This is a genomic window from Dorea amylophila, assembly GCF_025567265.1.
Taxonomy (GTDB): domain Bacteria; phylum Bacillota; class Clostridia; order Lachnospirales; family Lachnospiraceae; genus Dorea_A; species Dorea_A amylophila.
Map to the genome: position 1 here is coordinate 135,186 of NZ_JAOQJW010000007.1, position 21,769 is coordinate 156,954.

General features: G+C 43.6%; 24 protein-coding genes. 7 read left to right on the forward strand and 17 right to left on the reverse strand.

Annotation, left to right across the window (positions count from 1 at the left end):
• Positions 1–11: 11 nt before the first annotated feature.
• The 7 genes from rplS to ylxM form a co-directional block, all read right to left on the reverse strand.
• A complete protein-coding gene (gene rplS / locus OCV72_RS06060) occupies positions 12–359 on the reverse strand; it encodes a 50S ribosomal protein L19 (protein ID WP_022415029.1) in 348 nt (115 codons plus the stop codon).
• Positions 360–514: 155 nt separating this feature from the next.
• Positions 515–1,324, reverse strand: coding sequence for a tRNA (guanosine(37)-N1)-methyltransferase TrmD (gene trmD, locus OCV72_RS06065; protein ID WP_055282662.1), 810 nt, complete (start codon positions 1,322–1,324; stop codon positions 515–517).
• A gap of 14 nt (positions 1,325–1,338) precedes the next feature.
• A complete protein-coding gene (gene rimM, locus OCV72_RS06070; RefSeq protein ID WP_055282664.1) occupies positions 1,339–1,845 on the reverse strand; it encodes a ribosome maturation factor RimM in 507 nt (168 codons plus the stop codon).
• Positions 1,846–1,996: 151 nt separating this feature from the next.
• Positions 1,997–2,227, reverse strand: a complete 231-nt coding sequence (locus tag OCV72_RS06075) for a KH domain-containing protein (RefSeq protein WP_006427257.1) — start codon at positions 2,225–2,227, stop codon at positions 1,997–1,999.
• Positions 2,228–2,251: 24 nt separating this feature from the next.
• On the reverse strand, positions 2,252–2,497 hold the full coding sequence (gene rpsP, locus OCV72_RS06080) for a 30S ribosomal protein S16 (RefSeq protein ID WP_028087458.1): 246 nt from the start codon (positions 2,495–2,497) through the stop codon (positions 2,252–2,254).
• Between the two features lie 122 nt (positions 2,498–2,619).
• Complete coding sequence (gene ffh, locus OCV72_RS06085) at positions 2,620–3,969, reverse strand: signal recognition particle protein (RefSeq protein WP_028087457.1); 1,350 nt, start codon at positions 3,967–3,969, stop codon at positions 2,620–2,622.
• 1 nt (position 3,970) lies between these two features.
• Positions 3,971–4,315: a YlxM family DNA-binding protein gene (ylxM, locus tag OCV72_RS06090; RefSeq protein ID WP_028087456.1), complete on the reverse strand. Its 345-nt coding sequence runs from the start codon at positions 4,313–4,315 to the stop codon at positions 3,971–3,973.
• Positions 4,316–4,496: 181 nt separating this feature from the next.
• On the opposite strand from ylxM, the gene OCV72_RS06095 reads away from it, so the two are divergent.
• The 4 genes from OCV72_RS06095 (at position 4,497) to OCV72_RS06110 (ending at position 6,424) form a co-directional block, all read left to right on the forward strand.
• Positions 4,497–5,159, forward strand: a complete 663-nt coding sequence (locus OCV72_RS06095; protein ID WP_055282666.1) for a DnaJ domain-containing protein — start codon at positions 4,497–4,499, stop codon at positions 5,157–5,159.
• Between the two features lie 68 nt (positions 5,160–5,227).
• Positions 5,228–5,527, forward strand: a complete 300-nt coding sequence (locus OCV72_RS06100; protein ID WP_081021018.1) for a chorion class high-cysteine HCB protein 13 — start codon at positions 5,228–5,230, stop codon at positions 5,525–5,527.
• 98 nt (positions 5,528–5,625) lie between these two features.
• Positions 5,626–6,102, forward strand: a complete 477-nt coding sequence (locus OCV72_RS06105; RefSeq protein ID WP_055282670.1) for a hypothetical protein — start codon at positions 5,626–5,628, stop codon at positions 6,100–6,102.
• Positions 6,095–6,424 carry a hypothetical protein gene (locus OCV72_RS06110; protein WP_055282672.1) on the forward strand — a complete coding sequence of 110 codons (330 nt, stop codon included), beginning with the start codon at positions 6,095–6,097 and terminating at the stop codon, positions 6,422–6,424. Before OCV72_RS06105 ends, OCV72_RS06110 begins: the two co-directional genes overlap by 8 nt.
• Positions 6,425–6,442: 18 nt before the next feature.
• On the opposite strand, the gene OCV72_RS06115 is transcribed toward OCV72_RS06110, so the two are convergent.
• Positions 6,443–6,913, reverse strand: a complete 471-nt coding sequence (locus OCV72_RS06115; RefSeq protein WP_226851036.1) for an acyl-CoA thioesterase — start codon at positions 6,911–6,913, stop codon at positions 6,443–6,445.
• 112 nt (positions 6,914–7,025) lie between these two features.
• Between OCV72_RS06115 and truA the strand changes: the two genes are divergently transcribed.
• Entirely contained in the window at positions 7,026–7,763 is a 738-nt protein-coding gene (truA, locus tag OCV72_RS06120) for a tRNA pseudouridine(38-40) synthase TruA (protein ID WP_055282675.1), read from the forward strand.
• A 607-nt stretch (positions 7,764–8,370) separates the two neighbouring features.
• Here truA and OCV72_RS06125 read toward each other — a convergent pair.
• The 7 genes from OCV72_RS06125 to garR all read right to left on the reverse strand — a co-directional run bounded on the left by OCV72_RS06125 (position 8,371) and on the right by garR (position 16,870).
• On the reverse strand, positions 8,371–9,117 hold the full coding sequence (locus OCV72_RS06125) for a DeoR/GlpR family DNA-binding transcription regulator (protein WP_055282677.1): 747 nt from the start codon (positions 9,115–9,117) through the stop codon (positions 8,371–8,373).
• Positions 9,118–9,184: 67 nt separating this feature from the next.
• Positions 9,185–10,294, reverse strand: a complete 1,110-nt coding sequence (locus OCV72_RS06130) for a cation diffusion facilitator family transporter (protein ID WP_055282680.1) — start codon at positions 10,292–10,294, stop codon at positions 9,185–9,187.
• A 192-nt stretch (positions 10,295–10,486) separates the two neighbouring features.
• On the reverse strand, positions 10,487–11,899 hold the full coding sequence (locus tag OCV72_RS06135; RefSeq protein ID WP_055282682.1) for a GntP family permease: 1,413 nt from the start codon (positions 11,897–11,899) through the stop codon (positions 10,487–10,489).
• A gap of 87 nt (positions 11,900–11,986) precedes the next feature.
• Positions 11,987–12,988, reverse strand: coding sequence for a 4-hydroxythreonine-4-phosphate dehydrogenase PdxA (gene pdxA, locus OCV72_RS06140; RefSeq protein WP_055282685.1), 1,002 nt, complete (start codon positions 12,986–12,988; stop codon positions 11,987–11,989).
• A gap of 15 nt (positions 12,989–13,003) precedes the next feature.
• Positions 13,004–14,308 (reverse strand): four-carbon acid sugar kinase family protein, encoded by a 1,305-nt coding sequence (locus OCV72_RS06145; protein WP_055282687.1) that lies wholly within the window; start codon positions 14,306–14,308, stop codon positions 13,004–13,006.
• 218 nt (positions 14,309–14,526) lie between these two features.
• Entirely contained in the window at positions 14,527–15,960 is a 1,434-nt protein-coding gene (locus OCV72_RS06150; RefSeq protein ID WP_055282689.1) for a four-carbon acid sugar kinase family protein, read from the reverse strand.
• A gap of 13 nt (positions 15,961–15,973) precedes the next feature.
• Positions 15,974–16,870, reverse strand: coding sequence for a 2-hydroxy-3-oxopropionate reductase (gene garR / locus OCV72_RS06155; RefSeq protein ID WP_044925025.1), 897 nt, complete (start codon positions 16,868–16,870; stop codon positions 15,974–15,976).
• A gap of 352 nt (positions 16,871–17,222) precedes the next feature.
• On the opposite strand from garR, the gene OCV72_RS06160 reads away from it, so the two are divergent.
• Positions 17,223–17,867: a GntR family transcriptional regulator gene (locus OCV72_RS06160; protein ID WP_055282691.1), complete on the forward strand. Its 645-nt coding sequence runs from the start codon at positions 17,223–17,225 to the stop codon at positions 17,865–17,867.
• A gap of 19 nt (positions 17,868–17,886) precedes the next feature.
• On the opposite strand, the gene OCV72_RS06165 is transcribed toward OCV72_RS06160, so the two are convergent.
• Positions 17,887–18,915: a bifunctional HD family hydrolase/N-acetyltransferase gene (locus tag OCV72_RS06165; RefSeq protein ID WP_055282693.1), complete on the reverse strand. Its 1,029-nt coding sequence runs from the start codon at positions 18,913–18,915 to the stop codon at positions 17,887–17,889.
• 7 nt (positions 18,916–18,922) lie between these two features.
• On the reverse strand, positions 18,923–19,780 hold the full coding sequence (locus tag OCV72_RS06170; RefSeq protein WP_055282695.1) for a patatin-like phospholipase family protein: 858 nt from the start codon (positions 19,778–19,780) through the stop codon (positions 18,923–18,925).
• Between the two features lie 190 nt (positions 19,781–19,970).
• Here OCV72_RS06170 and OCV72_RS06175 point away from each other — a divergent pair, with 190 nt between their 5' ends.
• The gene (locus tag OCV72_RS06175; RefSeq protein WP_055282698.1) at positions 19,971–21,602 is read left to right on the forward strand and encodes an ABC-F family ATP-binding cassette domain-containing protein; all 1,632 of its coding nucleotides are present in this window, start codon (positions 19,971–19,973) and stop codon (positions 21,600–21,602) included.
• Positions 21,603–21,769 lie beyond the last annotated feature (167 nt).

Consider the following 21,769-nt stretch of genomic DNA (forward strand, 5'->3'; position numbering starts at 1 on the left):
CATTTTCCTGATTATTTTACTAATTCTTTTACTTTAGCTTTCTTACCAACGCGGTCTCTTAAGTAGTTCAGTTTTGCTCTTCTTACTTTACCTCTTCTTACTACTTCGATCTTCTCAACGTTTGGTGAGTGTACCGGCCAAGTCTTCTCAACACCGATTCCGTTAGAAAACTTTCTAACTGTAAATGTCTCTCTTGCTCCGCCACCCTGTCTCTTCAGGACTGTTCCTTCGAAAATCTGTACTCTTTCACGGTTTCCTTCTTTGATCTTTCCGTAAACTTTAACAGTATCTCCAACGTGGAATTCTGGTGCTACTTCTTTTAACTGAGCAGCTTCAATGTTTTTAATAATATCGTTCATTATGTGTGACCTCCTTGTTTACTTGGATGTTCTTAATACATTTGTACCAGAGGACCATCTATTTTTCTTCACAACACGCTATATTCTATCATACCCGGTGCAAAATTACAAGGATTTTTTCTTGTTTTTTGCACTCTTTTCTGCTTTATATGATCCTACTCTGTAACCGGCTGCCCGTCTCTTTGTATTTCCTTTGCCAGCTTTTTTTCTTTCTCGGTAAGCTCTGCCTTTTCAAGCAGATCCGGCCGGTTCTTCGCAGTGCGGATCACAGACTGTTCGCGTCTCCATTTTTCAATATTGGCATGATGACCGGACATCAATATCTCCGGTACTTTTTTGTCATGCCACACTTCCGGTCTGGAATACTGCGGGTATTCCAGCAGATTATCCTGAAAGCTTTCGAATTCGGCAGATACATCGTTATGGAGGACTCCAGGAACCAGTCTGGATATCGCATCGATCATGATCATCGCCGGAAGTTCTCCCCCGGTCAGGACATAATCCCCGATGGATACATAATCGGTCACGATCTCCTCCAGCACACGTTCGTCAATCCCTTCATAATGTCCGCATAAGAATACAAGATCTTCTTCCTGTGCGAATTCTTCTGCCATAGACTGGTTGAATGTCTTCCCCTGCGGGGACAGATAGATGACTCTTGTGCGTTTCTTTCCGCACGCCATGTCCGGCTGTTCTCCGGATCCTTCTTCTTCCCCGGCTTTCCTTTCCCGGATCTGTCTTGCAAGTGCATCATAGCACTGATATACCGGCTCCGCCTGCATCAGCATCCCTGCACCGCCGCCATACGGATAGTCATCCACGCTGTGATGCTTATTGAACGCATAATCCCTGATATTCAAAGCCTCTATAGACAGAAGTCCTTTATTCACCGCACGCCCGATGATACTGGTGTTCAGCCCGTCCATGACCATCTCCGGAAATAATGTCATAATATAAAAATTCATATACTATCCTCTTTCTAGATCAGCCCGTCCATCAGGTGGATCTTCATCTTCTGATTCTCTATATCAACATCCAGGATACATTCGCGGATTGCCGGAACCAGCACTTCTCCATGTTCCTCGGTATCGATCACATAGACATCGTTCGCACCGGTCTCCATGACATCTTTTAATGTTCCGAATGGTTCATCGTCCTCTGTTACAACCTGGATACCGATCATATCGGCGATAAAATATTCATTTTCTTCCAGTGCCACCGCATCTTTTCGTTCTACCAGAAGCGGGCATCTCTTGTAACGCTCAATATCATTTATATTATCAATTCCTTTGAATTTCAGGATCACAAACTGTTTAAAGAATTTGACCCCCTGAATCTCCAGAGGTTTTTTTTCTCTCCCGGTGTCTAACAGCACATGCTTTAACGTCTTAAAACGCTCCGGGTCATCTGTAGTCGGAAATACTTTGACTTCCCCGCGCACTCCGTGTGTCGAAGTGATGACGCCTACCTGTAACAATTCTTCCATAGATACTCCTTTTCTTATATGTTGCGGGCATTTCTATACCGCTCTTTTCCTCTTTCATAACAGATACTGTTCACATACTCTGATATAAGATAAGCGGGACAGACCACAAACGGGCCTGTCCCGGGACAAAATGGGAATCCCCATTATTATTCTAGTCCATGATATCTACGATAACTTTCTTATCTTCCTTCGCTGCTGCGGCTTTCACAACTGAGCGGATCGCCTTCGCAATACGGCCCTGTTTTCCGATTACTTTTCCCATATCAGATTCAGCAACCCGTACTTCCAGAACTGTCGTCTTCTTCTCTTCGCGTTCATTTACAACAACGCTTTCTGGATCGTCGACTAATGCTTTCGCAATTACTTCAACTAATTCCTTCATAAATGCACACCTCCAGTGGCATAATTATTTCTCGATGCCTGCTGCCTTTAAAATCTTTGCAACTGCTTCTGTAGGCTGTGCTCCGTTTGCAAGCCATTTCTTAGCTGCTTCTTCGTCAACTTTGATAGCACTTGGATCACAGTTCGGATCGTATGTTCCGATTTCGTCGATGAATCTTCCGTCTCTTGGTGCTCTAGAATCTGCTACGATGATTCTATAGAAAGGAGCCTTCTTCTGTCCCATTCTTCTTAATCTCATTTTTACTGCCATGTTAGTTTACCTCCGTAAAATTATAATATTCATAGTTTATTCTTATACCCAGAACCTGCCTTTGGCATCTTCTAATGTATAATCTGGAATCTATATAACGCGGGATCCGCGGTATATCATGTTTAAAACGGGAATCCGAATTTTTTCTTCTTTCCCGGCTTGCCAAATTGTTTCATCAGCTTTTTCATCTCGTTAAACTGCTTGATCATGCGGTTCACTTCGCTGATGTCCACCCCTGCACCTTTGGCAATTCTGTGCTTTCTGGATGGAGAAAGAATATCCGGATTAGCTCTTTCCGCCGGTGTCATGGAATGAATGATCGCTTCCATCCTTCCCATCTTCCTCTCGGCTTCCGCTGTCTGCTCGTCGTCCAATCCCTTCATCTTACTGCCCATGCCTCCAAGACCCGGCAGCATGTTCATGATATTTCCAAGACCACCCATATTCTTCATCTGCTTAATGCTTTCCAGATAATCGTCAAAATCAAACTGGTTCTTCTTAAGCTTCTGGGTCATCTCTCTGGCTTTCTCTTCATCGATCTCGGCCTCTGCCTTCTCGATAAGTGACAGGACATCTCCCATTCCGAGGATTCTTGATGCCATACGGTCCGGATAGAACTGTTCCAGATCCGAAAGTTTTTCTCCCATACCTACATACAGGATCGGCTTTCCGGTAACTGCTTTTACGGACAGTGCCGCACCACCTCTTGTGTCACCATCTAATTTGGTAACGATCACACCGTCGATGCCGACCTTTTCATTGAACTCTTTTGCCACATTCACGGCATCCTGTCCGGTCATTGCATCAATAACAAGTATGGTCTGATGTACTTCTACTTCCTCTTTGATCTCTTCAAGCTCTGCCATCATATCTTCATCGATGTGAAGTCGTCCGGCTGTATCGAGGATCACGAGGTCGTTGCCATTCTTCTGCGCATGTTCGATCGCCGCCCTGGCGATATTCGCCGGCTTGTGGTTCTCTCCCATGGAGAAGACTTCCACACCCTGCTTCTCACCATTGACCTGTAACTGCTTGATCGCAGCCGGTCTGTAGACGTCACATGCAACCAGCAGTGGTTTCTTGCCCTTTAACTTGAACTTTCCGGCAAGCTTTGCTGTCGTGGTCGTCTTACCTGCTCCCTGAAGACCTGCCATCATGATGACCGTGATGGCCTTTCCAGGCTGAAGCTGAATCTCTGTAGTCTCCGAACCCATCAGGTTGATCAGTTCCTCATTTACAATCTTGATCACCATCTGTCCCGGATTCAGACCATTCATTACATCCTGACCGATCGCACGCTCCTGCACGCTCTTGATGAAATCTTTTACCACTTTAAAGTTAACATCCGCTGCGAGTAATGCGCGCTTGATCTCTTTTAAAGCTTCTTTGACATCATCTTCTGTCAGACGTCCTTTGCTTCGCAGGTTCTTAAATACGTTTTGAAGTTTCTCTGTCAAGCTGTCAAATGCCATGCTATAACTCCTCTATAATTTCATCGGATATCTTCCGGATGTCTGCAACAAGTTCTTCTGCATTCTCCTTCTCATATCCATCCAGCAATTCATCAATCTGCTTTACTTTTTCTCTGACCGACACGAATTTCTCTACCAGATGAAGTTTCTCTTCGTAGCCTTTCAGTGTCTGGGAACATCTCTTTACCAGATCATGTACACCCTGTCTGCTGATTCCTTCCTCTCTTGCGATCTCGCCGAGTGATAAATCTTCCAGGACAAACTGCTCATACACTTCTTTCTGATGATCCGTAAGAAGTTCTCCATAAAAATCATATAATAATGCCTGTTCTAATATTTCATTCATGTCTTTCACCTCCGATATCATATAACACTTCCGGATGGGTGTCAAGTATTTTTTCTTTACACCTTTGTTTTTTCAAAATAAAATTGATTTCCCACCGGCTTTGTCGTAATATATCTGATGGGAGATATTGCCGGATGCAGTATCTTCCGATCATGTCCATATATTATAAGGGGAGAATATAATGGCAAAAAAGAATTATTACAAGATGCTTGGTGTGTCAAGAACGGCTTCTCCTGAAGAAATCTCTGCCGCCAAGAACAGACTTGCGAAAAAATATCATCCCGATGCCAACATGAAGAATGGTATCGATACAACCAGAAAAATGCAGCAGATCCTGGAAGCCTACCGAATACTTTCCGATCCGAAGAAACGTGCTTCTTATGACCGCAAAGTATTCGGAAAGCCATCTGCAGGTGCAGACCGGAACTTTGATCTGTTCAATCTTCATAATATGGAAGAAACAGCGCCGGTCACCGGTACACCATTTGTGAATTACTGGCGGGCAGCTGATTCTTTATATGATATCACGCTGGAAAGCGAACAGCTTTTCAAAGAAAAAAATAAGAAACAGGCAGCGGACCGGCTGTCGGATCTTTCCTCTCAGGCACTCCGCTATGCCATAACATTGCGAGAGGCAGAGATTCCCGAAAAGTACTGGCTGCCTCCGATCATGGACTGGCTGCTTTTCACCTGGTATAAGAACCGGAATCTCCCGGTATCTTATCTATTGAAGGTTTACGATGATTATTCAAAAAAAGAACTCAGTGGATTCAAACGTGTGAAGCTTCAGAAAGAACTGCTTCATTTCCAGTATTCTCTGAAACGGCTGGTCAGTTATACTTAATATTCCGCTCACACATCTGCACCGTCTGCATATTATGTACTGTAAACATCATTATTGGAGGATTCAATATGAGCGATTTGAGTACAGCAAACTGTGGATGCGGATGCGAAGGACGCGACAGATTCGGCGGGGACTGTGGATGCGGCGGATGCAGTTGTGGATGCAGTAACAGCGGATGCGGCTTCGGCAACAACAGCTGCCTGTGGATCATCCTTCTTCTCTGCTGCTGCGGCGGCTTTGGCAATGGATGCGGCAATGGATGTGGATGGGGCAATGGTAACGACAGCTGCCTGTGGATCATCCTTCTTCTCTGCTGCTGCGGCGGCTTTGGCAATGGTTGCGGCAACGGCTGTGGATGTGGATGCTAGACAACTTACATTTTCCTGTATAGGACTTAAGAGACGGAGTCATTTTCCCGTCTCTTTTTTCATATATATTTATAACGCTGATACCGGAAGGAGTCACCATGGCCGGAAAACCTTCTAAACCAATGACACCCTTCGATAAATCTGTCACACCCTCCTATTTATATAAATGGAAGCTGTTTCTTGCCTTCCTGCCTCCTTCCATTCAGCGCTTTCTTGCCGTCTACATCAAATTTACCGAATTCCGGTATACGATGGACTATTTCCGGGGACTTCCTTTCCATGCATTTTCTTTTCAATCGATCAGCGAGCTTGCGCCTTATATGGATGAAAATGAACGGGATATGATGAATCAGATGACTTCTGTGATGCAGATGGCGGAAATGATGGCGATGGCGCAGGCCGGTTCCACAACCGGAGATCCCGGTGCTTCCGGTCCTGCAAACCCTGTTGATCTTATGAAAGCAATGATGTCCGGCGAAGATATGGAAATGTTCCAGAATTACATGGAACTATTCGACGAGGAACTTTCCGCATCTGGAACACCGGCAAAGAAAGGAGACTCTTCACATGAATGAAAGAACCACTCATACAACGGACTCTTCCGGAAACAACACCGGCAACAGCTGGATGGATCATCCGGCTATAAATGGAATGGATCCTGTCAAACTGGAGCTGATCCGGCTCGCCGCAAAACAGACTGCCGGCAAAAGCGGAAGATCACTGGCTCCTGTGATGATGGCACTCATCACCAGCGCAAACAAAAAAGGAATCCAGTTCACTCCTCAGGAAATGTCTCTCATCCTCGACATCCTGAAAGAGGGACGCCCCGCCAAAGAGCAGGAGCAGATTGACCAGATGGTGCAGATGGTCCGCACACATATGAAGAATCATACATAACAAAATAGAAGAAGGGCTTTAAAGTCCTTCTTCTTTACGCATCATACGGAGTTCTCTTCTCTTTTCTCCCTTATCCCACTCTTCTTTTTCTTCTTCTGTCTCAAGTTCCAGTCTCGGTACTCTTACCGGCCTGTCATTCTTGTCCAGTGCCACCATTGTAAAATACGCATGATTGATCGGCGTACGTTCCCCGCTCAATGCCTCTACATAAGTATCTACCTTTACTTCCATAGAGGTATTCCCGACATAAGTCACTTTTCCAATGATCACAACTGTATCTTTGACATATGCACCCCTAAGGAAACTCAGACTGTCTACAGATGCTGTGATCACATTTCTCCTTGTGTGGCGTTTTGCCACCATACCTGCCACTTCATCGATCCACTGCATAAGTGCCCCTCCGAACAAACGGTCAGACGCATTCAGGTGCTGCGGTCTTACCATATGAACCGTCTCTACAATTGAATCCGATACCTTTCTTTTTTCCATTTCCACAAAAAAACACCTCTCTTTTCTTTTTAAACTCTTTTATTATAGCACCGTATTTGTTATACTTAAACTAATTTCAATAAAAGCTGTTTCACAGCGGAATGGAGTTCTCATGAGAAATATAAAATTAACGATCGAATACGATGGAAGCCGTTACCAGGGATGGACAAGACTGGGAAAAGACGAATCCGGCAATACCATATCGAATAAAATCACAGAAGTTTTAAAGAAAATGACAGAAGAAGATGATCTGGAACTTTTCTGTGGATGCCGTACCGAAGTCGGCGTACATGCTTATGCGCAGATTGCCAACTTCCGGACATCCTGTTCTATCAGCACACAGAACATCAAGCACTATCTGAACCGTTATCTTCCGATGGATATTGCGATCATCGAAGTGGAAGAAGTGCCGGAACGTTTCCACGCACAGCTCAATGCTACATCCAAGACTTATGTATACCGCATGACTATTGATGATGTGCCAAGTGTCTTTGACCGTAAATATACCTACCACTGCTACCGTATCCCGGACAAACGCACGATGCAGCAGGCTGCCGAGAAACTCACCGGACGTCACGATTTCCGCAATTTCTCCAGTGCGAAGAAGACGAAATCTACAGTCCGAGAGATCTTTGATATTGATATCTATGGAGACATTGAGGAAATGCAGATCCTGATCCATGCTGATGATTTTCTTCACAACATGGCCCGCATCATCGTTGGTACACTGATGGATATCGGACTCGGCAACCGCTCTGTGCAGGATATCGATGATATCTTTGCCGGAATCCTGGAAGCCAGTGCGCCTTGCGATCCGAAGGGGTTGTATTTGCAGGAGGTTACCTATTAATTTGATTTGGGATTTGATTTATTAACGTAGTTGGCCTCTCGATCCTTGAAGAAAACAGTATAAAGTGGTTCTGGTTCAGGTTCCACGCTCTAAGAAAAACTAAGAGAGCCAGAATCTCCTAAAAGCAAAGGAACTACGCTCAAACTCGGCGTTCGCCTCAAACACGTTCGCTTCGTTCCTTTAACGGAGATTCTGACTCTCTAACTTTTTCTAAGAGCATTTCACATTCACCAGAACCACTTTATACTGTTTTCTTCAAGTCGTGACTGGCAGCGGATGTTAATAAATGAAATGCCCGGAAGTGTAACCCGGTGGAAGCCACTACGGTTACGTATTTGCCATTCATTCGTAAGGCATTTGATACACACGGAATAAAACTTGGAAAGGCGTTCCAGTGAATGTGAAAGAGGCGTTGGTAATTCTTAAGGGGTAAAATTCTGCGTTAGGTTTTCAAAATTTGACTGTCTGAGGCGTATGCCGAGTTTCAAATTTTGAAAGCCTGCTTTTAGCAGAATTTTGCCCCTTTAGAATTGACCCGCCGATGGAACCTGAGCAGGAACGCCTTTCCAAGCTTTATTCCGGTTCGGGTATCCACAGCCTTCCTGAATTAAATCCCAATAATCCTTACTCCCCGCATCTCTAATACTTCTATTTCCTCCGATGTGAACTGCCGGTCCGTAATTACACCGGTGTAGTCTTCCAGCTGGTTGATCCAGGTCATAGATTGTTTGCCAAATTTCGACTGATCTACTACCAGATAGGATCTTGCGCATTGCTTTGGCACCTGCCGTTTCAGCCACATTTTTTCATGTGTCGGTGTCGTCACCTGGAAGTCTTCGTTAATGGAAGCCGCTCCAAAGAATCCCACATCAAACCGGAAGTCCTTTAACATCTCTGTAGCATATCTGCCGAACAGACTGCCCGTTTCTTTCTGCAGCATACCGCCACAGATATATACTTTCGCATTGCTGTTTTTTAATACCTGTGCAATCTCCAGATCATTTGTCACAACGATGATATCCGGGATGTCACAGATCCGTTTTGCGATCTCACAGGTTGTCGTTCCGGCATCCAGGAATACCGAATCTCCCGGATGTACGAATTCCGTACATTTTCCTGCAATTGCTGCTTTGCTTTTTTTGTTGCTAGTCTGCTTTTTCTCATAAGCCACTTCCTGCTTTGCAACCGCACCTCCATGGCATCGTTCGATCATATTGCTGTTTTCCAGCTTTACCAGATCTCTTCGGATCGTCATGGAGCTTACATTTAGTTCTCTGGCCAGTTCGTCTACCTGCACACTTCCGTTCTCTCTGATCAGTTCAACGATCATGGCCTGTCTTTCTGCCGCAAGCATATTATTCCCTCCTAACTTATGCCGGATCTGCTACCTGCAGTCCTTTTATTCTTCCACTTTATAAAAATCATACAAATTCTGTCTCTATTGTCAGTGATATCTCATATTCCGGATACTGCTTCTTCATGTATTCTACAAAAGATTCCCTCAACTCTTCCCAGTCTCTGAGTGCATAGTCCACGATGAGATCACAGTAGAGTGTACCGGTCTCTTTGCTCAGATATAACGCATGAAAACTCTTCACGTGCTCATTTACGCGTACGAATTTCCCAATGTATCTGCGGATATCAACGATAGCCGCAGTATCTTCATCGACCGCATAGATTCCAAACACCATCGTCACATGATACTCTTCCATGATCCGAAGCTGCAATCTATGAATCTCTTCATAGACTTCTCCGATGCTTCTTTTATGATCGATCTCGATATTCACTGAACCTGAATAGCGGTCCGGTCCATAATCGTGCAGCATCATATCGATCGCACTGATCACTCCATCTGTTGCACGGATTTCTTTATAAAGCTTTCTCGCAAGTTCTTCTTTCCCTGAACGTCCGATCAAATCGGATGCCGTATTCTTAAGCGTGTCCACTCCGCTCTTTATCACGACAAAAGAAAACACAATACCTGCATAAGCATCCAGCGAGAAACCTGTAAATAAAAATATCACAGATGACAGGATTGTCAGACCTGAGAAATACGAATCATTTCTTCCATCTTCCCCCACTGCCAGTAATACTTCTGATTCTACGGATTTTCCTACTTTTATCGTATACATTCCCAGAATAAATTTGGTTACGGCTGTTCCTGCAACGATCAGTACCGTCAGTATACTGACATTCATATCTGACGGATGAAGGATTCCTTCCACAGACTCCTTAAGCATCCCCAGTCCGGCATATAATATCAGGACGCCGACCACCATACCTGTCAGATACTCTATTCTTCCATACCCAAATGGATGCTTTTCATCCGGATGTTTCCCGGAAAGTTTTGTTCCTATATAAGTCAGAAACGAAGATCCCGCATCCGTTGCATTATTGATACCTTCCGACACGATCGCAATGGACGATGCCAGTGTCCCGATCATTATTTTCACTGCTGCGATCAGTAAGTTCACTAATATTCCGATCACAGACGTTCTGATTATCCGTTCCTGACGGCTTGATTCATTCATAATACACCTGTTCCTTCTTTTTTTCTGTATTTATGATAACATGCCGGCATTTCATTTACAAGATAACACAGAATGTTCGTTCTCTTACATTCTCCGGCATGCAAAAACAGCTGGAAGAACCGGTACACGCTCCTTCCAGCCGTCTCAGGCTTTTCTTATTATTTTCTATGATCCTTATATAATCCGTATACATTACATGAATATATTCAGTATCAACACTTCTACTACTCCGACTGCCCATGCCACCGTTGATGTCACAGACCAGATGCGGAGCTGGTCTTTCGCTTCACTCACGCCCAGCGTTCTGTTTACTACCCAGAAGTAACTGTCATTGAAGTATCCGAAGAACAGAGAGCCCACACAGCATGCTACTGCTCCGAGGATCGGACTTACACCTGATGCTGCGATGATCGGTGCTGTGATACTTGCTGCTGTTGTCATTGCTACTGTTCCTGAACCCTGGATGAATCTCATTGCTGTCGCGATCAGAAGCGGCAGGATAATGATCGGGATTGCTGTCTTTGCAAGTCCTTCCGCCATGAATGTTCCAAGTCCTGAATCTTTGATGATCTGTCCAAGAGCTCCGCCTCCGCCTGTTACCAGCATGATGATTCCGGCTGAAGCCATTCCTTTTTCCATTTCTGTAAGAGCTTCATGTCTGTCAAGGCTTCTTCCAAGTGTCAGAATTGCTACGATCAGTCCCAGTCCGACTGCTACGATCGGCTGGCCGAGGAATACAAGTACATTCATGAATCCTTCTGTCTTGCCCATCGCTGTTGCCACGGTATTGATCAGGATCAGAATGATCGGGATGATCAGAGGCATAAAGGATTCCAATGCTCCCGGAACACCTGTCATATCCATTGAAAATGCTGCTTCGTAATTAGGCTCCTGGTAAGGCATCTCTACGATCTCGCCTTCTTCGTTCGGGATTCTGTAGTATTTCTTTGAAAGATATAATCTTGAATATGCGATACATGCAATTGCCATCGGAAGTGCAAGTACCAGTGTCAGCAGGATGAATTTTCCTACGTCTACTCCAAAGATTCCGCAGACTCCTAACGGGCCAGGTGTCGGTGGTACCAGGGAGTGTGTGATTACAAGACCTGCTGCCAGTGCTGTTCCGAGTCCGATCACAGATTTCTTCGTTGCTTTGGAGATTGCCTTTGCAATCGGTGCCAGTACAACGAATCCGGAATCACAGAAGATTGGAATCGATACCAGGAATCCTGTCAGTGCAAGGGCTTCTTCTTCTCTCTTCTTACCGAAGAGTTTTAAGAATGTATGTGCCATTCTCTTGGCCGCACCTGTCACTTCAAAGATCTGGCCCATCATAACACCGAATCCAATGATGATTCCGATACTTCCCAGAGTTCCGCCAAACCCTGAAGTGATCGAATTCACGATACCAAATGTCTTCTCGACACCGTCTACTTCAATTGTAATATTTGTAAGCGGCATGCCGCCAATCACGCCGACTACAACTGTACTGATGATCAAGGCGAGAAATGCCTGGATCTTTGTCTTTAATACTAAAAATATCAGGACTGCGATACCTATTGCCAGTCCGATAAGCATTCTTTCCCCACTAAGTCCGTTTACCATAATTCAGACCTCCTACGTTCTCTCTTTTTGTTTTTGCAGTTTTTGCTGCCATCCTTTTTTACGTTTTGTTTTTTTGTTTTCTTTTACTTATTTTCCGGTAAAATTCGGTGCATATTTCGCTGCAAGTCTGATTGCCTCGATCATGCTGACTGCGCTTACAATTCCTTTTCCCGCAATATCGAAAGCGGTTCCGTGATCCACAGATGTCCGAAGGATCGGCATACCATTTGTGATCGCAATCGTTTTTTCAAAGTCCAGCGTCTTTGTTGCAATATGTCCCTGATCATGATAGAGCGATAATACACTGGTATATTTGCCCTGCGCAGCCTGATGGAATACCGAATCCGCCCCGATCGGTCCTGCCACATCATAGCCTTCTGCTTTCAGTTCTTCAATTGCCGGCATGATCTCTTCAACTTCTTCCCAGCCAAAGAGTCCGTGTTCTCCACTGTGCGGATTCAATCCTGCAATTGCCATAGTCCCTTCTTTCACGCCAAGTCTTTCCAATGCTTTTGTGCATCGTTTGACATAATCAATGATTCTGTCTTTTTTGATCATATCTAACATCTGTCTCAGTGATACATGACGTGTCAGGAAGAATACTCTCATTCCATTCGTCTCAAACATAGTCAGCGGATCTTCCGTATGTGTCAGTGCCCCGAATATCTCTGTGTGACCGATATATGGAACTTCTGCTGCATGAAGAGATTCCTTGTTGATCGGTGTCGTTGCAACTGCATCAACCTGGCCCGCATTTGCCAGTTCGATACTCTTAGCGATATATTCATATGCCGCTTTTCCGCACATGCCGCTTACTTTTCCGTAAGCAAATGTATCCATATCCACGTTGTCAAGATCGATCAGGTTCAGCACTCCCTTTTCATCCACTGCCTCATCCGGCTCTTTTATCTCATTGATCTTTAAGTTCTCTCCTGTGATCTCGATTGCTTTTTCCAAAATCTTTCTGTCACCGACAATGACGCAGACTGCAATCTGGAACACCTCATCGGATGCAATGGATTTCGCCACGATCTCCGGTCCTACACCTGCCGGATCCCCGATTGGAATTGCAATAACTGGTTTCTTCATTTCTCTCATCCTTTCTTAGATATATAATTTTTCTTTCAAATAAGTAATACACTTATTGATTGCATCTTTATTTCCCTGGCTTCCGCCTTTTGTAATGATATGTACACCTTCGAATTCGCCTTTTAAGAATTGTCCGTAAGCGGCAAGCGGAAGTACTTCATCCTGCAGACTTAATCCTGCGGTATCAAACCTTTTGCAGACAGCAACCGTGACATCTCCGCCACTAGTATACAGTCCCTTGAATGTGTCTTCTGCCTTGAAGATCCGGTATGTGATCTCCGCAAATGCGCTGTTGATCATTCCTGTTACTTCATCTAATGAACACTGGTATCTCTCCATATATGGAGCAAAATCAATTCTGTTCTCCGGATAGATTCCGTCTCCGGTTACTGTTGAAATGTTATTTCTGTCACATTCACCAAGGATAGAATTGACCACTCTGCGTATCTCCAGTTCTCTGCGTTTTTCACCTTCCAGAAGTTCTCTTGTATGAACAAATTCATTATGTGTTCTCTGTGAGAGCCACAGTTCTTCCATCTGGGCTGTGGTATTGGCATTCACGCTTCCTACCACTGCAAGAATCTTTGTCTTCTGCTTTTTCTTGTTCGGAGTGATCAGTTTTCTGGATAGCGTTGCGGTAAATACTCCCGGATCTACGGCGATGACTTTTAATCCGCTGGTGATCACTGCATCTGCAATCAGATCCAGATCTTCCTGTGTAATACAATCCAGTGTAATGATCCTGCTCCCTTCTTCAACGCATTTTTTCATCAGATCCGCAAGATAATGCTTCCCATACATCAGATCTTTCATACAGATCGTTGACACCTGATATTTACTCTGCTGTCTGAAAAGTTCCCCTACTTCCGATATCTTTACCGGTGTCTTCGGATCCACGGCGATATTCGTCTTATGTAACGGCAGCCCATCTACCAGCATATATCCTCCACAGATGATCCTTCCCGAAGCCGGAAAACACGGTGCAACAATTGCTATGTAATCTTCTCCCAGGCTGTCCAGCATCGCATCCGTCTCACTTCCGAGATTTCCGCGAAGTGTACTGTCAATCCGGTTGGCATACACTTTTACATTATCATTCTTAAGCAGGTTACAGACATTGTGTACCCGGTTATATGCGATCTGTGCATCCACTCCTCTGCTGTCTGTCGGATATAATACGCAGTCACAATCCGATAAGGTCGACAGTTCGATCCGTTCTGTATTCATGACTGTGTATGCTTTATAATTCATCTTTTTCAGTAGTACTCCCGTCGCATTAGCCCCGGTCAGGTCATCTGCGATCACAACACACTGTGGCATAATCATTCTCCTTTTTTCACATTTTCAAACATTTATTGTTGTTCTGTTATGTTTACATGTTACATCTATTGTTCGTTTTTGTCAATATAATCTATTTTTTATCAATCTTTTTGTTTATTTCCACAGTATATCGTGTTCGTTTTTGTTTATTTTTTCATTCTCAGTCAGTTCATTTCGTATATAAGTATATAAATCTATGAAAGGATTCCAGATATTCTTTACGCAAGCTTGTCGGATGTTAATACTTCTACTGCTTCTCTTAATGTCGTGATCTCACCTACATTTCCCGGAAAGATCACATATGGTGTCATTGGGAATTTGCTTTCTTCTCCTGTCTGCCATACCGGAATTCCCGGTTTGATCTGGCCAAGAACGTTGGCTTTCTTTACTGCCAGTGCCTTTGTTCCCACATCACTGGATGTAATTCCACCCTTTGCAATTACAAAGCTTGGTGTCACACTTAAACGGCCGACCAGCGACTGTACTGCATCTGAGATTTTTACGGATAATCTTAATTCATCTTCTTTATCTCCTGTATCTGCAGTGATCAGTGCTCTTGTCGTATAGCAGCAGACCGTCTTTCCTGCCTTGATACATGTTTCTTCCAGATCCAGACATCTTTTTACTTCTTTTTCAAATGCTTCATCGTCTTTTACAAGTGTTGCATCCAGTTCAATGAATTCAATATCTGTCAATTTTTTCAGTTCTTCTACCTGTTTTGTCGTCTTATCCGTATGAGAACCTACAACGATGATTCCTCCGTTATCTGTCTCTTTTACTACCATCTGTTCTCTGCTAAGAAGCGGCTGATCGGTTACTCCGCCCATAACTTTTACGATAGCCGCTGCCGTACGGAACATGAATACCTTGCCTTTTGCCATTGCTCTGTACAGTGCCACGCAGAATACTTTCACATCGGCATAGTCCACAGCATTTACAATGATCTTATTAAAATCTTTCACCGCCATCAATGCTTCTTCGATCTTGTCGATATTCATATCATGGATATCTTCCAGTGAAATGCATGTAACATCGGAAGCCTTGTATGCTCCCTTTGTCTTCTCTTCTACATATTCCGGCATCGTTGCTGCGCTGTAACCGAATGTCTTATCTCTGGCAAATTCTGTCTCATTTGCAGGAATCAGATCCTCGCCGTATCTTACATAATGTACATTATCGATCGTAAATCTTCCGCCTTCTTTAAAGAACGGGCAGAGGATCTCTCCGTCAATCGTCTTTCCGGTATTGGCTTCGTAATTTTTCTTCAGAAGTTCTGTCTCCAATGGATAATGTCCACGGAGAGTGGAATCGCTTCTGCTGATGAATATATATTCTTTTCCGGTCTCTTTTGCAACTTCATCAACCACAGCGGCAATCTCATTGTGTGCTTTGGTTGTCTGTTCTGCTGTAAATCCTCTGGAATTAGTCAGGATATAGAACAAATTATTCTCCTCATCAAATCCCTGACGGATGGTATCTTTTTCCCAGTTTGTGTATACGGAAATATCATGCACTGTCTGGACACCAGTCGGATCATCGTCTAAAACAACAATCTTTTTATTATTTTTTTCAATTTCTTTCTTTAACAGTTCATCGATATAAGCTTCGTCTATCTGCTTATACGAAGTTAATACTTCTGCGTTCAATGCCATGTTTCCTTCTCCTTTACTCTTCCGTCTTTTTTACTTCTACATCAGCAAGTTTTTCGAAATACTGAACAATTCCGCCGTGGTCATCATTCATATGTCCATGGATCTTCAGTGTCTGAAGGATCTCATAAAGCTGCGCTGTATATGGAATCGGTACATCGATCGAATGTGCTGTATTTACGACATTCTTGATATCCTTATGGTTGATTCTGATCGGTCCGCCCGGTTTGAAGTTACGTTCAATGATCATCGGGATCTTGGCATCCAGTACTGCACTTCCTGCGAGTCCGCCGCGGATCGCATGGTATACTTTCTCCGGATCAGCGCCCGCTTTTGTTGCCAGAACAAATGCTTCGGATACTACTGCGATCGTGTTATTAACAATAACCTGGTTGGCAAGCTTTGTAACACTTCCGCTTCCGCTTCCGCCGATCAGCAGTGCAGAAGATCCGAGAATATCAAAATACTCTTTCATTGCATCAAAGTCTTTCTGATCTCCACCGGCCATGATCGCAAGTGTTCCTGCGACAGCTCCGGGCTCGCCACCGGATACCGGTGCATCTACAAATCCTACACCTTTTGCTTTTAATCCTTCATAGCATTCTTTGGATTCTACCGGTGTTACGGAACTCATGTCACACACAACAGTTCCTTCTTTGATCGTAGATGCAACACCATCTTCATCAAATAAGATAGATTTTGAAATTGCACCGCTTGGAACCATGATAATGATTCTTTCACACTGTTCACCAATCTCTGCATAAGAAGCTTCTTTTGCTCCTGCTTCCACAACATCTGCAACTGCCTCTTTGTTCAGGTCTGATACCATAAGTTCTACACCTGCATTCAATAAGTTCTTTGCCATCGGTCTTCCCATGATACCAAGTCCAATAAATCCTACTTTCATTTTCATACATCCTTTCTTTTTCCATTTCACATGACATTTTCACATATGTTCATTTCTGTTTGTATCATCGAAATGTATCGTTCTTTCTTGTTTCTGTCTTCACTTTACTACATACCGGTATACCGGTCAAGGTGCTATTTATCTTTCTCTTATTTCAACAGTTTTTTCGTTTTATTTTTGTGTATTTTTAACATATAGTCGATTTTCTTTTTGTTATTTTCTTAACATTATATACAATTTTTTTAGCCCTTATTTTCCTTTTCTCTTGACCATTTTGCGACTGTATTGTATGATATTGATAGAAAAAATGTATGATTTTTGTTAAATAAATAATTATCATGAAGTATAAGGAGTTACTATGATACCACTCAATGAACAGGCCTACAATTATCTCCAGAAGCTCATCCTGGAGAATCATTTTTCTTATCAGGAAGTCTATTCCGAGACAAAATTATCAAAAGAACTTGGAATTTCGCGCACTCCGTTAAGAGATGCCGTGCACCGGCTTGCGCAGGAAGGTTATATTGATATCATTCCCAGCAAAGGATTTATGCTGCATCAGATGAACCGCAAAGATGTAAACGAAACATTTCAGGTACGTTCCGCGCTGGAAACATATTGTACCGTCCAGATCTGTAAAGAGTTCTCTTCCCGTAAGGCAAAAAAGCTTTTTAAAGATCTTGACTGGATCATGGAATGTATGAAAGATATTATGGAAACCACACATTCCATCAAAGAATTTTCCGAATATGATTTTCAGTTCCACACAAAAATCATAGATTATCTGGAAAATATACAGTTTTCAAATGTATTTGCCATGTTCATGTACCGTATGAAACGTCTGGCAGAACTTTCTCTTGCACATAAAGGACGTATGGAACAGACATACGAGGAACATATGGCTATTTTGGATTGTATGAAGAATGGCGATACTTCACGCATCTATGAGATTACATTGAAACATATGGAAACACCGCGTGATATCAATCTGGAAGATCTGTAAAAAAACCGCGCAGCTATTTTCAACTGCACGGTTTTTCCATATATATTTCTTCTGTTTTCTTTGTATCTCCGATTGCACGGAAGCCATATTTTTCATAAAAGGCTTTTGCATCTTTTGTATGCAGCATTCCATACAGGTGCCCATTCTCTTTCATGATCCGATCCATCAAAATGGTTCCGAATCCCTGACTGCGGTACTTTTCTTCTATAACGAAATCCATCAGATAAAACGTCGTGACGCCGTCTGTCAGAACCCTTGCAAATCCAATCTGTCTGTCTTTTCCGGCCATACTGCTTTCCTTGATTCTGCCTTCACCGGTGCCGGCTTTCAGAAACAGACCATATGGACAAGAATTCTCCATACTTTTCCGGATCATCTCTTCCGTTCTGTCTTCTGCCCATTCTGTACTCCGTAAGAGATCTGTCACTTCCGACAGATGCATATTCTCTATATCTTTTCTGATATAGTAAGACGATTCTCTGTCTTCTCCTTCTGCGGTGATCTTATCTTCCGATATCTGCCGGATCACTTCACGCAGCTTCGTAAGATATGGATCTGCCATACATTCTTTTTCCCCGTAAGTCATCTGAAGATCATATTCCAGTGGAAGCCAGGTTGCAATATCCGCCTCGTTATGCTGGATCAAAGTCTCCATCTTATCCAGGGCATGCACGATCTTCGCTTCCATTGTCTCTTCTCTTTCCAGTTCCCCGAACAATTCATCCAACTCCTGCCGCTCTTTTCCCGGAAGCATTGCGGTCAGCAGTGTGAGCGCATCTCCTTCTGTTTCCCGGTCGTCATCCGTCTTCACAAATGCCGGAATATCACCGGTTAGCGCTTCCCCCAGATCATGGAACAGGCACATCTTCATCACCTTATCCATGTCACAATCCGGAAATTCTTCTTTTACCAGCCACGCAAATACACATAGACGATACGTGTGTTCTGCCACGCTTTCCCGCCTGTGATCTGTCATTCTGGAATGGCGCATATTACATTTCAGGTGTTCTGCCACACCCATAAAGTCTAATAATGTTTCTGGTCTCATTCTTCCTCTACTCGTTCAGATATTCCAACAGGCCCTGATATTCTTTTTTCATTAATCTGTTTCCATGCATATAGAAATGCTGCAGCTTATCGTAATCCTTCTCCATACGTGATACGGTCGGGATCAGTGGACGGATCACAAAAATCTTCCCTTCTTCTTCCAGCTTTTCGATCAGCTTCATCTGCCTGTTATATACCGCATTTCTTGTCATGATCGCACGTACCAGATTCGGATATTTTTTATAGGCTCTTTTATAAAGCTGTTCTGTTGCTTTTAGCGCTCTCTTCTTGCGGTAGCCCGGATTTCTCGTCAGCACTACAACGATCTTGTCATTCCCTTTTTCCAATGCATACTCGATCGGAATGGAGTCTGCAAGTCCCCCGTCCATATACGGAATTCCGTCTACATTTGCAATCGGTGCTGCAAGCGGCATACTGCTTGATGCACGGCAGATCTTCATCAGACGTTCCGGATCCTTATCTTCTGACAGATACTCTGCAGCTCCTGTGATGCAATTCGTAACAACCAGTTCGCATTCCATCTCGGATGCAAAATACGTCTCGAAATCAAATGGATAGATTTCATTCGGAAATTTATCAAACAACATATCCATATCCATCAGTGCTTTTTCTTTCAATGTCTTCTTCAATCCGTATACATAATCATATTCTTTCTCACGGTGAATCACGCATTCCCTGCTCCGTCCAGCCTGTTTTGATACATAATCAACTGCATTGCAGGCACCTGCAGATACACCGATCACATTGGACATATAAAGTTCTTTTCCCATCAGATAATCAAGGACTCCCGATGTAAATACTCCGCGGTTGGCTCCGCCTTCCAATACTAATGTTGCTTTTATCATAAACTTCATACCTCTCTTTTGCTTTCTATTCTTCGTAGTTACCATTATATACCCTTTTTCATAGAAGGAAAAGAGGAACTTCCCTTGCTATTTTCCCATATATTTGATACTATATGCTAGTCGGCGTCTGCAAATCCGGACGCAGTCACTATCAACAGAGATTCAAACGACAAGGAGAATATAAACCAATATGATTAGTACAAGTAATGTAACATTACGGGTTGGTAAAAAAGCCCTGTTCGAAGATGTTAATATTAAATTTACAGAAGGAAACTGTTACGGTCTGATCGGAGCAAACGGTGCAGGTAAATCTACATTTTTAAAAATCCTGTCCGGACAGCTTGAACCAACGAACGGTGAAGTTATCATCACACCAGGTGAGCGTCTTTCTTTCCTGCAGCAGGATCATTTCAAATATGATGAATATCCGGTACTGGATACTGTTATGATGGGAAATGCAAGACTCTATGAGATCATGAAAGAAAAAGAAGCCATCTATGCAAAAGAGGATTTCACCGATGAAGATGGTATGAAAGCCAGCGAACTGGAAGGCGAATTCGCAGCCATGAACGGATGGGAAGCAGAATCCGATGCCGCAACTTTGTTAAATGGTCTCGGCATTCCGGTTGAGATGCATTATGAGATGATGAAGAACTTAAATGGTCCGGAAAAGGTAAAAGTCCTGCTTGCACAGGCACTGTTCGGTAATCCTGATATCCTGCTCCTCGACGAGCCTACCAACCACTTAGACCTTGATGCGATCGCATGGCTCGAGGAATTCCTGATCAACTTTGACAATACTGTCATCGTTGTATCCCATGACCGTTACTTCCTGAACAAGGTCTGCACACAGATCGCAGATATCGATTATGGCAAGATCAAACTCTATGCCGGTAACTATGACTTCTGGTATGAATCCAGCCAGCTTCTGATCCGTCAGATGAAAGAAGCCAATAAGAAAAAGGAAGAAAAGATCAAAGAGTTGCAGGAATTCATCTCTCGTTTCAGTGCCAATGCTTCAAAATCCAAGCAGGCTACTTCCAGAAAACGTGCACTGGAAAAGATCCAGCTTGATGACATCCAGCCATCCAGCCGTAAATATCCTTACATCGACTTCCGTCCAAACCGCGAGATCGGTAATGAAGTCCTTACGGTAGAGGGATTAAGCAAAACAATCGACGGCGAAAAAGTTCTGGATAACATTTCCTTTACTCTGAACCACGATGACAAGGTTGCATTTGTCGGAAGCAATGAGCTCGCAAAGACAACACTCTTCCAGATTCTTGCCGGAGAGCTGGAACCGGATGAGGGTACTTATAAATGGGGAATCACAACAACCCAGGCCTACTTCCCACTTGACAGCGGAAGTGAATTTGACAATGATTACAGCATCGTAGACTGGCTGACCCAGTATTCCGAAGAAAAGGATGCCACTTATGTACGTGGATTCCTCGGTCGTATGCTGTTCTCCGGTGATGACGGTGTGAAGAAGGTGCGTGTTCTTTCCGGAGGTGAAAAGGTACGCTGTCTGTTATCCAAGATGATGATCAGTGGTGCAAATGTACTGATACTTGATGAGCCTACCAACCACCTGGATATGGAAAGCATCACCGCGCTGAACAACGGAATGACAAAATTCCCTGGTGTACTTCTTTTCTCTTCCAGAGACCACCAGATTGTACAGACTACTGCCAACCGTATCATGGAGATTGTTCCGGGCGGTAAACTGATCGATAAGATCACTACTTATGATGAATATCTTGAAAGTGATGAGATGGCTCGTAAGAGACAGACTTATACTGTTCAGGAGGAAGATAATTAAATTGATTTGGAATTTAATTTATGAACGGGGAAGCGGCCTCTCAGTCCATGAAGGAAACAATAGATAAGGCTTCTTGTTCAGGTTCCATACCATAAGAAACACTAAGAGAGTCAGAATCACCTAAAAGCAAAGGAACTACGCTCAAACTCGGCGTTCGCCTCAAACAC

What these genes read in the sequence shown, in the direction of transcription:
- truA (WP_055282675.1), top strand. Translation starts at nt 7,026, where the DNA reads ATGAGAAATATAAAATTAACGATCGAATACGATGGAAGCCGTTACCAG.
- OCV72_RS06175 (WP_055282698.1), top strand. Translation starts at nt 19,971, where the DNA reads ATGATTAGTACAAGTAATGTAACATTACGGGTTGGTAAAAAAGCCCTG.
- rimM (WP_055282664.1), bottom strand. Translation starts at nt 1,845, where the DNA reads ATGGAAGAATTGTTACAGGTAGGCGTCATCACTTCGACACACGGAGTG.
- rplS (WP_022415029.1), bottom strand. Translation starts at nt 359, where the DNA reads ATGAACGATATTATTAAAAACATTGAAGCTGCTCAGTTAAAAGAAGTA.
- OCV72_RS06095 (WP_055282666.1), top strand. Translation starts at nt 4,497, where the DNA reads ATGGCAAAAAAGAATTATTACAAGATGCTTGGTGTGTCAAGAACGGCT.
- OCV72_RS06125 (WP_055282677.1), bottom strand. Translation starts at nt 9,117, where the DNA reads ATGCTTGCGGCAGAAAGACAGGCCATGATCGTTGAACTGATCAGAGAG.
- rpsP (WP_028087458.1), bottom strand. Translation starts at nt 2,497, where the DNA reads ATGGCAGTAAAAATGAGATTAAGAAGAATGGGACAGAAGAAGGCTCCT.
- OCV72_RS06135 (WP_055282682.1), bottom strand. Translation starts at nt 11,899, where the DNA reads ATGGTAAACGGACTTAGTGGGGAAAGAATGCTTATCGGACTGGCAATA.
- OCV72_RS06170 (WP_055282695.1), bottom strand. Translation starts at nt 19,780, where the DNA reads ATGATAAAAGCAACATTAGTATTGGAAGGCGGAGCCAACCGCGGAGTA.
- OCV72_RS06130 (WP_055282680.1), bottom strand. Translation starts at nt 10,294, where the DNA reads ATGAATGAATCAAGCCGTCAGGAACGGATAATCAGAACGTCTGTGATC.
- ffh (WP_028087457.1), bottom strand. Translation starts at nt 3,969, where the DNA reads ATGGCATTTGACAGCTTGACAGAGAAACTTCAAAACGTATTTAAGAAC.
- OCV72_RS06160 (WP_055282691.1), top strand. Translation starts at nt 17,223, where the DNA reads ATGATACCACTCAATGAACAGGCCTACAATTATCTCCAGAAGCTCATC.
- OCV72_RS06150 (WP_055282689.1), bottom strand. Translation starts at nt 15,960, where the DNA reads ATGGCATTGAACGCAGAAGTATTAACTTCGTATAAGCAGATAGACGAA.
- trmD (WP_055282662.1), bottom strand. Translation starts at nt 1,324, where the DNA reads ATGAATTTTTATATTATGACATTATTTCCGGAGATGGTCATGGACGGG.
- OCV72_RS06115 (WP_226851036.1), bottom strand. Translation starts at nt 6,913, where the DNA reads ATGGAAAAAAGAAAGGTATCGGATTCAATTGTAGAGACGGTTCATATG.
- OCV72_RS06110 (WP_055282672.1), top strand. Translation starts at nt 6,095, where the DNA reads ATGAATGAAAGAACCACTCATACAACGGACTCTTCCGGAAACAACACC.
- OCV72_RS06165 (WP_055282693.1), bottom strand. Translation starts at nt 18,915, where the DNA reads ATGAGACCAGAAACATTATTAGACTTTATGGGTGTGGCAGAACACCTG.
- OCV72_RS06100 (WP_081021018.1), top strand. Translation starts at nt 5,228, where the DNA reads ATGAGCGATTTGAGTACAGCAAACTGTGGATGCGGATGCGAAGGACGC.
- OCV72_RS06075 (WP_006427257.1), bottom strand. Translation starts at nt 2,227, where the DNA reads ATGAAGGAATTAGTTGAAGTAATTGCGAAAGCATTAGTCGACGATCCA.
- OCV72_RS06145 (WP_055282687.1), bottom strand. Translation starts at nt 14,308, where the DNA reads ATGCCACAGTGTGTTGTGATCGCAGATGACCTGACCGGGGCTAATGCG.
- OCV72_RS06105 (WP_055282670.1), top strand. Translation starts at nt 5,626, where the DNA reads ATGGCCGGAAAACCTTCTAAACCAATGACACCCTTCGATAAATCTGTC.
- garR (WP_044925025.1), bottom strand. Translation starts at nt 16,870, where the DNA reads ATGAAAATGAAAGTAGGATTTATTGGACTTGGTATCATGGGAAGACCG.
- ylxM (WP_028087456.1), bottom strand. Translation starts at nt 4,315, where the DNA reads ATGAATGAAATATTAGAACAGGCATTATTATATGATTTTTATGGAGAA.
- pdxA (WP_055282685.1), bottom strand. Translation starts at nt 12,988, where the DNA reads ATGAAGAAACCAGTTATTGCAATTCCAATCGGGGATCCGGCAGGTGTA.